Genomic DNA, 14,519 nt, shown 5'->3' with positions numbered 1-14,519 from the left:
GCCACGTTATCCCTCCGCCTCTGGGCCGGATGCCGCCGGATCGGCCTGGGCGCTCTCGCTGTCCTCCGTCTGGGCGGCGGTCTGCACGGAGACCCCGTCCCGCAGGCTGGAGGACCAAGTGGTGATGACCTCGTCCCCCAGGGTCAAGCCGCTGGTTACGGCGATGGTGTCAGCGGTGTACAGGCCGATGGTCACGTCGGAGCGCACCGCTTTGCCGTCCTGGACCACATACACATAGGAGACGCCGCTTTCAAAAAACATAGCGTCGCTGGGGATGAGCACTGCCCCGGTGACCTGGTGGGCGGTGGTGGTCAGCTCCACCGCCAGCCCGTCGGGCAGGTCCTGGGCTCCGTCGATAATAGCCTTTACCCTGAACTGGCCCACTTGGGCGTCCACCACGCCGCCGATCTCGGTGACCGCCCCCTCATAGGACTGGCCGTTATAGGTGACGGTGACCGCCTGGCCAGGAGTAAGGGTCTGGCGCACAGAGTCGGTGACATAGAAGGTGACCGTTTTGTTGTTTCCATTGGAGATGACGAAGGCCACCTGACCGGAGGCGGCGAAGTTGTTCTGGGTGACGTTCACCGCCTCCACCACGCCGTTGATGGGGGCAGTGAGGTTGTAGAGGGAGAGCTGGTACTGGGCGGAATCCACCCCCACCTGGGCGGACTGGATGCCCGCCCGGGCAGAGTTCAGGGATGCCTGGGCCGCCTCCAGGCCAGCCTGGGCAGACAGGAGGGTCTGGTGGGCCTGGTCCACTTCCACCTGGGAGGCAGCGCCGATCTCCAGCAGGGCCAGAGTGTCGTCATAGTTGTCCTGGGCCAGGCGCAGCTGCTCCTGCAGCAGGGGCAGGTCCGTGCCGCCGTAGTTGGACACCGCGCTGTTATAGCTCTCCTGGGCACTGTTGGCCGCGGCCTGGGCATTTTGCAGGCTCAGGCGGGCGCTCTCGTCATCAAAGCGGCACAGCAGGTCCCCGGCAGAGACGGTGTCCCCTACGGCAACGGCCACTTGCTCCACATTGCCGGAGATCATGGATACCACGCTGGCAGTACCCTCTGCGGAGATGGTGCCGATGTATGTGCTCTGGGTGCTCAGGTCCCCGGCCTGGACGGCGGTGGTCTCCACCGTTACGGTGGGGTCCAGCAGGGGCTCCTCCACCGGCGCCTGGCAGCCAGCCAAGGCGAGGGTCAGGGCACCGCACAATAAAACGGAAAGTTTGCGATCCATGGAGTTGTGTTCCATCCTTTCTTCCCTTCAAACTGCGGGCAGCCGGCAGGGGCCGCCCTGAGTGTCTCTGTTTATGCTCCCTGGGCCGGGAGCAGGCCGTACTCCACCGCCCAGCGATAGCTGTTGCAGGCGGAGAACAGGTCCCTCCAGGCGCTGTCCAGGGCAGATTGGGCAGATGCCACTTCGTCCTGGGCATCCAGCACCGCGGAGCAGGTGGTCAGCCCCAGGTCATAGCGGGTCTGGACGGTGTCCAGCTGGGACTGCTGCCAAACCAGAGCGGACTGGGCACTGGCATACAGCTGCTCATAGTTGGCCAGGGAGTCATACAGGCTTTTGAAGCTGGTCTCGAAGTTCTGGACTGTGGACTGGTAGGTGAGCTGAGCGGCGTTCCAGGTATGCTCCGCCTGCTGGAGCAGGTACTGCTTGCGGGAGGAGCGGTAGTCGGAGCGGGCGTCCTTCCAATCCTCCTCCGCATCCTCCAGCGCCTTCTGGGCACTGCGCAGGGTCCAGCTGGCCGCCTTGGCGGCCTCCAGGCCGGCCTCATAGTCGGGGACCTCCCACACTGTCTCCGACCGGGTAGGCAGAGCGCCCAGTTCCAGCTCTCCGGTGGGGGCCTCACCGATGAGATTCTGGAGCTGGACCTTCAGCTCCCGGATGGTGGCGTCCAGGCTGTTCAGCTGGCTGACGGTCTCCACCCGGGTCTGCTCCAGCTGAGCCACCGTCTGCTGGGACACCTGGCCCAGCGTCTGCCGCAGGCGCAGCTCCTCCAAGCTCCGGTCCAGGGCGGCCAGGCCCCGCTGTCCGTCGGCGGCCTGCTGCTCCAGGCCCAGAAGGGTGATGTACAGCGTCTCGCCCCCGGAGACCACCTGGTTCACCGTGTCCTCCAGCTGCCACACCACATCGGCGTTGTCCGCCTGCAGCTCTCCGTCCTTGATCGCGTCAAAGGTCTCCCGCAGAGCGTCATAGGTCTGGTCCAGGGCGTCAGCACCCATGCTGTTGCCCATCAGGACCATCATCCACTGCAGATCGGCGATGTCGTTGATCTGTCGGCGCAAATCATCATACATCAGGTCATAGTCGATGCCCTCGATGCCGCCGATGTTCTCCACCAGGATCAGGGCGCTCAGGCTCCCCTCCCGGATGCGGCTGTCCAGGTTGGCCCAGGTCACTGTCCCCTCCGGGTCGGGCCGGGGATCCTGGGTCTCCTCCGGGTCAGCAGGGACCTGCTGGACTCCCCCATTCTGGGCCCCGGTCTCCCGTGCGTTGTCCTCCCCCGGCTCTGCGGCCAGGGTGGGAAGGCTCAGCGTACCGGCTAGAATCAATACAGCCAGCAGCAGAGAAATTCTTTGTCTCATGGTTGTGCCTCCATCGTCGCTGCGCGTTCGTGCAGATTTTCTAACGGCGGTAGCATAGCACGCTCAGGTAAACTCATTGTAAACTGGGCCGCCCGGGCGGCAGGAAGAAAACGCCGGAAATCCCCCTCTCTGCCCCACATTTTTTAGAAAAACCCACAAAGAGCGACAGGGAGTTTACGTCTAGTTTACCCGAAGGGGCTATGCTGGTCTTCCAGAGGCGGGCTCTCCCTTTGACGGACAGCCCCTGGGACGATATAATGTCTGTGACACCCTATATCCCATGGATGAGATACTAGGCTGTTGTTCTTTCGTTGATTTTTGTTGTGGAACTATCAAAAATAACTCCGGCGCGGGAGAACTGCCCAGAGGGGTCTTCCCAAACCAAGGCCGGGGAAGGGAGACGGCAATGGCGACCATTCTGCTGGTGGAAGACGATACCTCTATGCGCCTGCTCACCACCGCCAAGCTGAAGCACCGGTATGCCATCATCAGCGTCCAGGATGGGGTGGAGGCCCTGGACGTGCTGGAACGGCAGCCAGTGGACTTAATCATTGCTGATGTGATGATGCCTCGAATGGACGGCTATACGCTGGTAAAGACCCTGCGGGAGCGGGGGGACCAGATCCCGGTCCTCCTGCTCACCGCCAAACAGTCTTTCGAGGACAAGCGTGAGGGATTTTCCTCCGGCGTGGACGATTATATGACCAAGCCGGTGAACTACGAGGAGCTGATCTGGCGGCTGGATGCGTTGCTGCGCCGGGCGCACATCGCCAGCGAGCATCGGATCGTGGTGGGGCGGACAGTGCTGGACTCAGGGACATACACCGTCACCCGGGAGGGGGCGGCTATGGAGCTGCCCAAAAAGGAGTTCGAGCTGCTCTATAAGCTTCTGTCTTATCCGGGACAGATCTTCACCCGAAACCAGCTGCTGGACGGGGTCTGGGGCTATGACTCGGAGAGTGGGGAGGATACCGTGAAGACCCACATCAGCCGCCTGCGCAACAAGCTGCGGGACATTCCCGAGTTTCGCATCGTCACTATCAAGGGCCTGGGATATAAGGCGGAGATCACAAAGGAGGGGCAGCCATGAAAAAGCGACGTCCGTGGCGGAACCGCACGCTGGCCTTCTGGCTGTCCATCGAGTCCGTTGTGGTCACACTGGTGACAGTGGCCCCCTTTGCGATGCTCCACATTCTGGACCGGTTCCACTGGCTCCGGGCATCCACGGTCTCGGTGCTCGGAATTCTCGCGGTGATGGGGCTGGTGGTGGGGATCACCGCCACGCTGTTCAGCCGCCAATTCAACCGAATGGTGTCCGGCCTGACCCGGGGCTTAAAGGCAGTGGCAGACGGGGATTTTTCCCAGTATCTGGAGCCGGAGGAGGGCGGCCCCCTCCAGCCTGCCTATGAGGATTTCAACAAGATGTCCAAAGAGCTGCAGAGCATCCAGACCCTGCGCTCCGACTTCATCAACCACTTCTCCCACGAATTCAAGACCCCTATCACCGCTATCAAAGGCTTTGCGGAGCTCCTGCGGGAGCCGGACACCACCCCGGAGGAGCGTGAACAGTATCTCCAGATCATTCTGGATGAGTCCTCCCACCTGGCCGACCTGGCCAACAGCACCCTGCTCCTCACCCGGCTGGAGTCCCAGCAGTTTATTGCTGAGAAGCGCCCCTACCCCCTGGACGAACAGATCAAGCGGTGCGCCATCCTCCTCTCCCCCTCCTGGGAGAAAAAGCAGATCTCCTTTACCGCCAGCCTGGAGCCGGCGGAGTTCGTAGGCAACGAGGAGCTGATGCGCCATGTGTGGATCAACCTGCTCGATAACGCCGTAAAATACACCCCGGAAGGGGGCGAGATCACTGTGACACTCCAGGTCCGCCCGGAAGAGCTGGAGATCTCGGTCGCTGATACGGGCATCGGCATGCCGGAAGAGGTCCGCTCCCATGTCTTTGATAAATACTACCAAGGCAGCCGCTCCAGCGGCAGCGGGAGAGGCCTGGGGCTGGGGCTGTCTATTGTTTACCGGATCTTGGAGCTGTGCGGCGGCCAGGTCCGGGTGGATAGCGTGGTGGATCAGGGCAGCACCTTCACCGTCCGCCTCCCCTGTCCCCCAGCACTATAAGATTCTAGATGCCGTCCTCTTTTTCTCAAAAAATAAAAGACCCACACAGTTAAACTGTGTGGGTCTTTCTCTTTGGTGGAGATAAGCGGGATCGAACCGCTGACCTCTTGAATGCCATTCAAGCGCTCTCCCAGCTGAGCTATACCCCCATATTGTGCCTCACAGGGCAGAAGTTATTTTAGCAGACGCACTTACCTTTGTCAAGGGCTTCCGCCAATTTTATTGCAAAATATTTCTTAGAGCCGGGATACACAGGCCAGATACAACACACGTCACACGTCCGACTGAGTCTCCCCGGTTCTACCCCACCCGTTCTGGCGTCTTTGCTCTCCGGCGCTGAGCCGCCCTTCCCCCGCTTTTCTCCTCTCCCGCAAGATCCGCCTTTTTTCTATTTTTCTATTGATGGCCCGGCGTCTGTTGTGGTAGGATAGAGGCATCATTCAACAAGAAGTGGAGGTACCAAAATGAAACAGGACATGATCCTTATTCTCGATCTTGGCAGCGAGGAAAACCCCCGTCTGGCCCGTGAGATCCGCGCTCTAGGCGTTTACAGCGAAATCCACCCCCACGATATCACACTGGAGGAGGTCAAGGCCCTCCCCAACGTGAAGGGGATCATCCTAAACGGCGGCCCCAACCGGGTGGTGGACGGTGTTGAGATCGACGCCGCCAAGGAGATCTACAACCACGATGTCCCCGTCCTTCTGGCCGACCACAAGGGTGATCAGCCCTGGCCCAGCGATGAGGAGGAACGCAAGCAGGCCCTCTCCAATTTCGTGTTCGGTGTGTGCGGCGCCCAGCCCAATTGGAATATGGAGAACTTCATTGCCGACCAGGTGGAGCTGATCCGGCAGCAAGTCGGAGACCGGAAGGTCCTGCTGGCCCTCTCCGGCGGTGTGGACTCCTCCGTAGTGGCTGCCCTTTTGATTCGCGCCATCGGCAAACAGCTCACCTGTGTTCACGTCAACCACGGGCTGCTGCGCAAGGGCGAGCCAGAGCAGGTGGTGGAGGTGTTCCGCCATCAGATGGACGCCAACCTGATCTATGTGGACGCAGTGGATCGCTTCCTGGATAAACTGGCCGGCGCAGCTGATCCTGAGCAGAAACGCAAGATCATCGGCGCGGAATTCATCCGAGTGTTTGAGGAGGAGGCCCGTAAGCTGGAGGGCATCGAATTCCTGGCCCAGGGCACCATCTACCCCGACATTATCGAGTCCGGCACCAAGACCGTCAAGGCGGTCAAGAGCCACCACAACGTAGGCGGCCTGCCGGAGGATCTGAAATTCGAGCTGGTGGAGCCTCTGAAGATGCTCTTCAAGGATGAGGTCCGGGCCTGTGGCAAGGCTCTGGGCCTGCCCGATTCCATGGTGTACCGCCAGCCCTTCCCCGGACCGGGTCTGGGCGTGCGCTGTCTGGGCGCCATCACCCGTGACCGCCTGGAGGCCGTTCGGGAATCCGACGCCATCCTACGGGAGGAGTTTGCTGCCGCCGGGCTCCAGGGAAGGGTCTGGCAGTACTTCACCGTGGTGCCTGATTTCAAGTCCGTGGGCGTACGGGACGGCGTGCGCACCTTTGACTGGCCTGTGATCCTCCGTGCGGTGAATACCGTGGACGCCATGACTGCCACGGTAGAGGATGTGCCCTTTGCCCTGCTACAAAAGATCACCGCCCGCATCACCTCCGAGGTCAAGGGAGTCAACCGTGTGCTCTATGACCTGACACCGAAGCCCTCTGGAACGATTGAGTGGGAATAAGCAAAAAGTGGATATGAGGGGCCGAAAACCCTTGAAAACACTGACTTTTTGATTTTCAAATTCCCCATTTGATAGCAGATTGATAGCACTCGTCAAATCCTGATTTATCGAGTTTGAAAAGAAAAATCGGGTGGCTTGCGAGTAGCCTAAAAATCCTCATCTTTTTATTCATAAGTAAAAGGTCTAACTGATTTTTGCTGATCAGTTAGACCTTTTTTATTTTGCTCTCATTTATCTGAATTTTCTGATTTTGCGCAACAAATTGCCTCTCCCGTGGCCTACAAGTGAGAGGGTCAGATCAGGCCCTCCTGCGGCACCTTGGCGTGGATCTGGCTGCTGTCGTACTCCGGGTAGTGGTAACGCCAGCGGTCGTACTCCTCCTGGGAGATCTCACCGGCCTCCAGTTTGGCTGCCTGTTCCCACCAGGCCCAGAGCATCTCGTGCAGCCGGGCGGCGTCCTTGTTTTTGCGGAAATCCACCTGCAAGGCAAGCTCACCATCCTGCTCCGTGATCTTCAGACCGTAGTTGTCCTCCAGGGTAAACAGGGTGTGCATGAGCCCCACATAGGAGTCTATGTCCGGGACGGAAAGGGCGTGGGGAGAGACATCCAGTACCTGGGCCAGGGCAGCAGTCAGATCGGCCTTAGGGGTTCTTGATCCTGTTTCGTACTGCGCTAGACGCACATCGGCAGACTTCTCCGGGAAGCCCAGCGCCATACCAAGATATTTCTGTGTCATCCCCCGTAGGAGACGGAAAAAGTGAATCCGTTCGCCAATCGCCATACATCCAGCTCCCATCTATGGTTGTTCTTATATGAAACATAGCATATTTGCTTAGTCTTGTCAAGATAATCTAAGCAAATTTATTTAATAATATTTCTTCTAAAAGGCTTGAACTAAGCTTATATGTATAGTATCATAAGAATACTAAGCGAATAAGCTTAGATAATGTAGCGCATCAAATGGCCCGCCAGATTTTTGGTTGCGAAACGGAGAAAAAGTGGCGGACATAAGTAAGGAGGCATTTATGAAACACAACACTTGCAGGCAGCAGTCACCAATAACAAAGAAAGGAAGGGATTTACCATGGCAAATCAGATTTTTATGCGCGTGGACGAAGTGGCCGAAGAGCTGGGGGTGTCCGTACCCTACGCCTATAAGCTCATCCGGCAGATGAACGAGGAACTGGCGAAAACCGGCTGCATCACGATTTCCGGCCGGATCGACCGCAAGTTCTTCCACGAGAAGTTTTATGGCACGAGAACCGAAACAGCGAGAAAGGGGGAGTAATCATGGCAGCGTTTAAAAACAAGGACAACGGCACCTGGTATGTGCAGTTCCGCTACACCGACTGGAAAGGTGAGCGCCAGCAGAAGCTCAAAAGGGGCTTTGCCACCAAGCGAGAGGCGCTGGAATGGGAACGGGAGTTCCTGATGGAAAAGCAGGCCGATGTGAACATGACCTTCGAGAGCTTCGTTGCCCTCTATGAGAGGGACATTAAGCCCAAGTTGAAGCTCAACACCTGGCTCACCAAGGAGAGCATCATCAAAAAGAAGATCCTGCCCTATTTTGCCAAGCGGAAGCTTTCGGAGATCACAGCCAAGGACATTATGCGCTGGCAGAACGAGATCCGGGAAATGCGGGACTGTCACGGCAAACCGCTGTCCAAAACCTACCTTAAGACGGTTCACAATCAACTTAGCGCCATTTTCAACCACGCTGCCCGGTTTTACGGCCTGAATATCAACCCGGCCCGGCAGGCGGGAAACATGGGGGGCAGAAGAACGGAAAGAAATGCTATTCTGGACCCGGGAGGAGTACACCAAGTTTTCCGAGGCCATGATGGATAAGCCGCTGTCCTTCTACGCCTTTGAAGTTCTGTACTGGTGCGGTGTCCGGGAGGGTGAGCTGCTGGCCCTGACCCCGGCGGACTTCGACTTTGAGAAGCGCACCCTCACCATCAACAAGTCGTACCAGCGGATCAACAAGCAGGATGTCATTACCACGCCCAAAACGCCCAAGAGCAACCGGGTGATCCAGATGCCCCAGTTCCTGTGTGACGAGTTGCAGGACTACCTCAAGCAGCTCTACGGCGTGGAGCCGGACAGCCGGATGTTTCCCATCAGCAAAAGCTATCTCCATCGGGAAATGGACCGTGGCTGCAAGCAAACAGGGGTGAAAAGGATTCGCATACACGATTTGAGACATAGCCACATCAGTTTGTTGATTGACATGGGCTTTACCGCCCTGGCCATCGCAGAGCGCGTGGGGCACGAGAGCATCGACATCACCTACCGCTATGCCCATCTGTTCCCCACTCGTCAGGTGGAAATGGCCGACAAGCTGGATTCACTGAAAAACGAGAAAGAAGTGTAAGAAAATGTCCAAGAAGAACTATGACAACCACAACCGCTGGAGAAACAAGACGGTGGCCTTCCGGGTGTCGGCGGAGGAAGATCTCCAGCTGGAAGCCCTGGTGAAGCTCACCGGCCTGACCAAGCAGGACTACATCATCCGGCGGCTGCTGGAACGGGATGTGGTGGTCCAGGGTAACCCCAGGGTCTATAAGGCCCTGCGGGACCAGCTGGCCGCTGTGCTGGACGAGCTGCGCCGGATCGAAGCCGAGCAGGGCGTGAACGATGAGCTGCTGGACACCATCCAGATGATCGCTACCATTATGAACGGAATGCAGGAGGACTTTGCCTATGACCGATGAGAAAAAGAAAATGACCGCCCATGGCTCATCTGTTGGCGCAGATGATGGGCAGTCAATCTCTACAAATTCCAAGTTCATTATACCAGACCCGGACGAAAAAAGCAATTCCCCGGAAAGAGATTTGGAGGAACTTTACCGGAAAATGCGCCGCATGAGCGACCCGGCTTACCTGCATACTGTGACCCTGGATGAGCTGATGGACGATGTGTTCGAGGGCAAGTCTGCGGTGATTGAGAACCTGCTTTATACAGGAGCGTACATCCTTGCCGGAGCGCCTAAAATTGGCAAGTCCTTCCTGGTGGCGCAGATTGCCCACCATGTCAGTACCGGGCAAGACCTGTGGGGCTACAAAGTCCACCAGGGAACCGTCCTTTATCTTGCTCTGGAAGATGACGAGAGCCGTTTGCAGCGCCGGATGTTCCGAATGTTCGGAGTGGAGGGGACAAGCTCCCTCCACTTCGCCACCAACGCTAAAATGATCGGCAGCGGCCTGGATGAACAGCTGGAAAAGTTCGTTCGGGAACACTGCGATACCAAACTCATTATCGTGGATACCTTGCAAAAAGTCCGGGAGTCGGTGAGCGACAGTTACAGCTACTCCAGCGACTATGAGGTGATCGGCAAGCTGAAACAATTTGCAGACCGATATAGCGTATGCGTCCTGATCGTCCACCACACCAGAAAGCAGCCTGCAGGAGACAGCTTTGAGATGATTTCTGGTACAACCGGCCTGCTGGGCTGTGCGGATGGGGCGCTCCTGATGCAGAAGGAGAAGCGGACAGATAGCAAGGCGACTCTGGAGGTAGTGGGCAGAGATCAGCCGGATCAGCAGCTGTATCTGGGCAAAGACCAAGAGAGCCTGGTGTGGGATCTTGACCACGCAGAGAATGAGCTTTGGAAGCAGCCTCCAGACCCGGTGCTGGAAGCCGTAGCGAAGATCGTGTCTGCTGACAACCGGGAATGGGAAGGCAGTCCCACCGAGCTGGCCCAAGCGATTCACACGGATATGGCGGTGAACCGGCTTACCAAGCATCTGAATGTGAACGCCAGCCGCCTGCTGGAAGAACATCAGGTAAAGTACGAGAACAAAACCAAGCACGCCGGGCGGCGTATCCGGCTGACCTACATGGTGGTGGAAGCACCTGCGTTTGAAGTAATCGGGTAAAGCGCGACGCTCGCAACGGTCGCGACGGTGTTTTGAGGGGTACTCCCAGCACCGTTGCGACCGTCGCCACCGTCGCGGAAAGGAAAAACCGGGGTGGTATTTTGCCACCCCAGCTTCCCAGGGCCACGCTGTTTCACTGTCACCCCAAAAACAATAGGGTGGAACGATTTGTTCCGCCCCTTAAAAGCGTTCGCAGAACGCGTAGCCACAGAATGAAATTCTGTGTTCAAAAGGGGGCTTGGGGGCATTGCCCTCAACAAGCAGACGGCAGGAAATGTGAGTGTGTATTAACACTCGCATTGCTTGCCCGTCGTGTGTGTGGCTATCCACACGCATTGCTTGCGGGTAACTAAAACAACCGAAACGGCCTTTGGGCCGCTACGGAAAACTAATTGAAATTTAAGCATTGGGAGGTAACGAGTATGAAAAAGATTTTGTCCTGTGAGTTTAACCTGGACACCGCCTGCGTGGAGCTGCGTATGGATGACGGAACGCTACTCTCCATCAACTGCACCGCCGTGGAGAACGAGGTGGCAAACAGTATGTACCAGCAGTCAGAACTGGACTGGCTGATCTATAACGATCCGCTGGCCTATGCCGAACTGATTTTGAATGGGGCCCCTGAATTATATCTAAAAGCAGTAACACAGAAAACTCCGTTAGATTGATGGCAAAGAAAATCCGCCAGAAGCAGCACTCTAAAGGGTGCGCCTCTGACGGATTTTTTACATCTTATCAATCAAAGCAAATACAACAGCCTGCTGTTCTTCACTTAGCCTTGACCAGCGTTCCAGAAGCTTTTTCTGCGCCTCAGTTAATGAAACAGGTGCATCTTCTTCGGCAAACAGTTGAGATAGCGTAATACCAAAGGCTGTGCAGATTTTTTCCAGAGATGGAATGGTCGGAACCATGTTCTTGCGATACCATGAGGAGATCGTGGATTGCGGCAAACCGGAGCGTTCTGCAAGCTGATACTCTGTCCAGCCCCGCTCCTCTCGATACGCGGTTATAACCGAGAGAATATCCTTCACCTGCATCACTCCTTTGCTTGTGTTCTTCGTAAATTATACTTTGATAAATCGTTGTAATTTAATCATTTGTATCGTATAATTTTAACGATAAACACAACTAAAAAGGAGGGAGAAATTTGGGAGGAAAAAGCTGTTTCTTTATCGGACACCGAGAGGCATCAGAAGAGATTTATCCGGCATTGTACGCGGCTGTGGAGCAGCACATTGTTGAATATGGCGTCACGGAATTTATCGTCGGTCACTACGGCGGATTTGACCGTCTCGCAGCGTCAGCGGTCAAAGAAGCAAAGCGTTTCTACCCAGAGGTGAAGCTCACTTTGCTATTACCATACCATCCGGCAGAGCGGCCCATCCCAACGCCGGATGGATTTGACAGCACCTTCTATCCACCGGGGATGGAAAGCGTCCCGCGCGAGGTTGCAATCGTAAGAGCAAATCGCTATGTTGTAGATCATGTAGACTATCTTATCGCCTATGCCTGGCACCCTGCCAGCAATGCACGGGCGCTGGTGGAATATGCTCAGAAGAGACAACGGAAAAACGGCATCCAAATAACCGTATTGATACAAGTTGCTATATAATTCAGTATGCCATTTGGCTTGAAGTAGCCTCATGATTTCGTGAGCCAATCTTGAGGTATCGTGTGTTTTATGATATAATTACTTATCCGCACATGAATGGAGAAGTTGCAATGCCGGTATCTTATGATAAACTTTGGAAAATTCTCATCGACAAAAAGATGAAACGCTCGGACTTAAAGGATGCCGCAGGCATTAGTTTTAATGTCTTAGCAAAGATGAGAAAAAATGAATTTGTATCGATGGAGAGCCTATATAAAATTTGTGTAGCTTTGGATTGCGGCATAGATGAAATTATGGAGTTTATCCAGGAATAACATATGGTGTAGAAAAGAGGCGTAATTTCGATAATGTATAATAAAATTTTGACAGAATTAGGCCAAGATTATTATAAAGAAAATTTTCCAAACGATGGTCAGCGCTTTGTAGCTTGGTACCTTCGCAACATCCATAATCTTGATACATTTGAAACAAAAGATTGCATTACGGATGGAGCCGGCGATAAACAAATCGATGCTGTTTATATCGATAACCAGTCATGTACAATTTATATTATCCAAGGTAAGTTTTACGGTGGAGATACTGTAGATGCGGAGCCTTTAAGGGAAGTTCTTTCTTCTTGGATTCAAATTCAAGATTTAGCACATCTCCAGGAAGGTGCAAACCATAATTTGCAAGTTAAAATCAGTGAAATGGCTACCGCGCTGGAAGATGATTATGAGGTTTGTTTTGAGTTAATTACGACATCTGCTCTGACGGATTCTGCCAAACGCGATCTTGAAGTTTTCCAGAAGAAACTGTCAGATAACGAAACTTTGTCCGCTAATCTTGTTGTTGTAGACAATGAAACATTGCGTTTCAAATACAATGAGGCTTTGAATAGAAATCGGCCATATATCAATCACGAGTTTAACCTCGAAGAGGGAAAATATATGGAACTGATGATTGATGGAACAAAAGCCGTGGTTGCTGCGCTTCCACTAAAAGATTGCGTCAAAATTCCTGGAATTAAAGATGGGAGCTTGTTCCGAAAAAATGTGAGGCAATCGTTAGGATCGAGCAACAAAGTCAACAAAGGAATTGCACGGACAATTAAGAACAATGCAGGTGATTTTTTCTTCTTACATAATGGAATTACGGCAATATGTTCTCAGATGTCGGTTCATAATAGGATACTGTCGGTTAAAGAATTGAATGTTGTTAATGGATGTCAGTCTCTAAGTACGATATTTAGTTGTAGCGAGTTAGCTAAAAAAGCTGATAATGCATACATATTGTTCCGATTTTATGAAATCAGTGACGCTGAAAGAGCGGATAGTATTAGTACTTCTACAAATAGCCAAAGCGCAGTTAAAGCCCGTGATTTACGGAGTAATGATAAAGCAGTCTTGGCAATGAAAAAAGCCTATGAGCAGTTCTATCCTGATGGTTACTTTGTGACCAAGCGAGGAGAAAAAGTTGATAGTGTCAAATATAACACAGCCCATGTAGTAAACTTAACCGATCTCGGTAAACAGCTAATAGCTTGGCATTCACAACGGCCGAACCTTTCTTACGGTGAAACAAAAATTTTTGATAAATATTTTGATCAATTGTTCCGCCGCGAGTATGCACCTGAAAATATTCAAGCATTGAATGTGCTGTTCAGTACACTATATGCAAAATGGGATAAGGACAATCCGATGGGGCTAAATGAAACCCTGTTGGCTATGAAATCCTATGCACCATACCACCAGCTGTACGCAATTTCGGTAATCTTTTGTGAAATCAATAAAATGAATGATTCTGTTCCAAGTCCAGCTGTAGTATTGAAGAAATTGAATGCTGGGGGATTACTGGACACAGTTGTTGAAACTGCTGGTAGTTGTTTGAATATGGCATTGGAGACTGCGTCCTCTGAAGCAACGGATAGTGGTAAGATGTTTGTGCCACAGAACTGGATTAAGTCAAAGACATCTTTGAAGGATCTAAGGACTGCTATTAAACAATATCTAGCATCCTTGAAAATGATGCCAGGCGGGAAGCAAGTTTTAAATCAGCTGAATGCTAACTTGGAAATGAATAAGGAAGATTTTGATTCCAGATGGACAGCTGACTAATATTGCGGCAACACCATGGCAACAAAAAAATCAGATAGCCTCTACTATCTGAATAATGGAAAGAATGTCGATACCCCGAGCTAAATCCCATAAGCAAATCTGTTTAGAAAGCTTCTGACAGGAACGAAAAGGATTTGGTAAAGAACGAGGACAAGCTTTGTAAACTGGGATTTACTATTACATTACATGATAAGATGCCAGATGTGGCCCTCTACTCAGAGGAAAAGAACTGGCTGTGCTGTATTTTATAGAGGCAGTAACATCTGTTGGGCCAATGGAACCGAAACGCATCAAAGAGATTGAAGAAATGACCACCGGCGTAATATGTTACAGCTTTTCTGAATTTTAAGACGTTCAAGAAGCTTTCTGAGACGCTCGCTTGGAAAACGGAAGTTTGGATTGCAGATATGCCGGATCACATGATTCGTTTGAATGGTGACAAGTTTTTAGAGTCCAGGAAATAGTTGG

The 14,519-nt window shown here is 53.5% G+C and carries 14 protein-coding genes, 1 tRNA gene and 2 pseudogenes; 12 read left to right on the top strand and 5 right to left on the bottom strand.

Annotated features, from left to right (window positions below):
* Positions 1–6: 6 nt before the first annotated feature.
* Positions 7–1,227, bottom strand: a complete 1,221-nt coding sequence (locus BN1969_RS09515) for an efflux RND transporter periplasmic adaptor subunit (RefSeq protein ID WP_157954837.1) — start codon at positions 1,225–1,227, stop codon at positions 7–9.
* Positions 1,228–1,298: 71 nt separating this feature from the next.
* A complete protein-coding gene (locus tag BN1969_RS09510) occupies positions 1,299–2,582 on the bottom strand; it encodes a TolC family protein (protein ID WP_050624087.1) in 1,284 nt (427 codons plus the stop codon).
* Between the two features lie 406 nt (positions 2,583–2,988).
* Between BN1969_RS09510 and BN1969_RS09505 the strand changes: the two genes are divergently transcribed.
* Positions 2,989–3,672: a response regulator transcription factor gene (locus tag BN1969_RS09505; RefSeq protein ID WP_050624086.1), complete on the top strand. Its 684-nt coding sequence runs from the start codon at positions 2,989–2,991 to the stop codon at positions 3,670–3,672.
* On the top strand, positions 3,669–4,709 hold the full coding sequence (locus BN1969_RS09500) for a sensor histidine kinase (protein ID WP_050624085.1): 1,041 nt from the start codon (positions 3,669–3,671) through the stop codon (positions 4,707–4,709). The genes BN1969_RS09505 and BN1969_RS09500 overlap by 4 nt, the downstream gene beginning before the upstream one ends.
* A 73-nt stretch (positions 4,710–4,782) precedes the next feature.
* Here BN1969_RS09500 and BN1969_RS09495 read toward each other — a convergent pair.
* A tRNA-Ala gene (locus BN1969_RS09495) sits at positions 4,783–4,858 on the bottom strand.
* Positions 4,859–5,173: 315 nt separating this feature from the next.
* Here BN1969_RS09495 and guaA point away from each other — a divergent pair.
* Entirely contained in the window at positions 5,174–6,463 is a 1,290-nt protein-coding gene (guaA, locus tag BN1969_RS09490; protein ID WP_050624084.1) for a glutamine-hydrolyzing GMP synthase, read from the top strand.
* A 293-nt stretch (positions 6,464–6,756) separates the two neighbouring features.
* Here the strand turns inward: guaA and BN1969_RS09485 are convergent, their stop codons facing one another.
* Entirely contained in the window at positions 6,757–7,245 is a 489-nt protein-coding gene (locus BN1969_RS09485) for a helix-turn-helix domain-containing protein (protein ID WP_050624083.1), read from the bottom strand.
* A 303-nt stretch (positions 7,246–7,548) separates the two neighbouring features.
* Between BN1969_RS09485 and BN1969_RS09480 the strand changes: the two genes are divergently transcribed.
* The 5 genes and pseudogenes from BN1969_RS09480 to BN1969_RS09460 all read left to right on the top strand — a co-directional run bounded on the left by BN1969_RS09480 (position 7,549) and on the right by BN1969_RS09460 (position 11,011).
* Positions 7,549–7,752, top strand: a complete 204-nt coding sequence (locus BN1969_RS09480; protein ID WP_050624082.1) for a MerR family transcriptional regulator — start codon at positions 7,549–7,551, stop codon at positions 7,750–7,752.
* 2 nt (positions 7,753–7,754) lie between these two features.
* Positions 7,755–8,838, top strand: a pseudogene (locus tag BN1969_RS09475) (site-specific integrase).
* A 4-nt stretch (positions 8,839–8,842) separates the two neighbouring features.
* The gene (locus BN1969_RS09470; protein WP_050624081.1) at positions 8,843–9,178 is read left to right on the top strand and encodes a plasmid mobilization protein; all 336 of its coding nucleotides are present in this window, start codon (positions 8,843–8,845) and stop codon (positions 9,176–9,178) included.
* Complete coding sequence (locus tag BN1969_RS09465; protein WP_050624080.1) at positions 9,168–10,343, top strand: AAA family ATPase; 1,176 nt, start codon at positions 9,168–9,170, stop codon at positions 10,341–10,343. Before BN1969_RS09470 ends, BN1969_RS09465 begins: the two co-directional genes overlap by 11 nt.
* A gap of 422 nt (positions 10,344–10,765) precedes the next feature.
* A complete protein-coding gene (locus BN1969_RS09460; protein ID WP_050624079.1) occupies positions 10,766–11,011 on the top strand; it encodes a DUF6061 family protein in 246 nt (81 codons plus the stop codon).
* Between the two features lie 57 nt (positions 11,012–11,068).
* On the opposite strand, the gene BN1969_RS09455 is transcribed toward BN1969_RS09460, so the two are convergent.
* Positions 11,069–11,380 (bottom strand): helix-turn-helix domain-containing protein, encoded by a 312-nt coding sequence (locus BN1969_RS09455; protein WP_050624078.1) that lies wholly within the window; start codon positions 11,378–11,380, stop codon positions 11,069–11,071.
* Positions 11,381–11,490: 110 nt separating this feature from the next.
* Here BN1969_RS09455 and BN1969_RS09450 point away from each other — a divergent pair, with 110 nt between their 5' ends.
* The 4 genes and pseudogenes from BN1969_RS09450 to BN1969_RS19190 all read left to right on the top strand — a co-directional run.
* Entirely contained in the window at positions 11,491–11,955 is a 465-nt protein-coding gene (locus tag BN1969_RS09450) for an LOG family protein (RefSeq protein ID WP_050624077.1), read from the top strand.
* Positions 11,956–12,017: 62 nt separating this feature from the next.
* Positions 12,018–12,269, top strand: coding sequence for a helix-turn-helix domain-containing protein (locus BN1969_RS09445; RefSeq protein WP_473206039.1), 252 nt, complete (start codon positions 12,018–12,020; stop codon positions 12,267–12,269).
* Positions 12,270–12,302: 33 nt separating this feature from the next.
* Positions 12,303–14,051 (top strand): AIPR family protein, encoded by a 1,749-nt coding sequence (locus BN1969_RS09440; protein ID WP_050624075.1) that lies wholly within the window; start codon positions 12,303–12,305, stop codon positions 14,049–14,051.
* Between the two features lie 125 nt (positions 14,052–14,176).
* A pseudogene (locus BN1969_RS19190) lies at positions 14,177–14,515 on the top strand (BsuBI/PstI family type II restriction endonuclease); the annotation flags it as partial.
* Positions 14,516–14,519: the final 4 nt, after the last annotated feature.

Origin of the sequence: Clostridium phoceensis (assembly GCF_001244495.1) — a bacterium.
In the GTDB taxonomy this organism is placed as follows: domain Bacteria; phylum Bacillota; class Clostridia; order Oscillospirales; family Oscillospiraceae; genus Lawsonibacter; species Lawsonibacter asaccharolyticus.
Note: the sequence above shows the minus strand (reverse complement) of the source record. Positions and strands in the feature narration are given on the sequence as shown.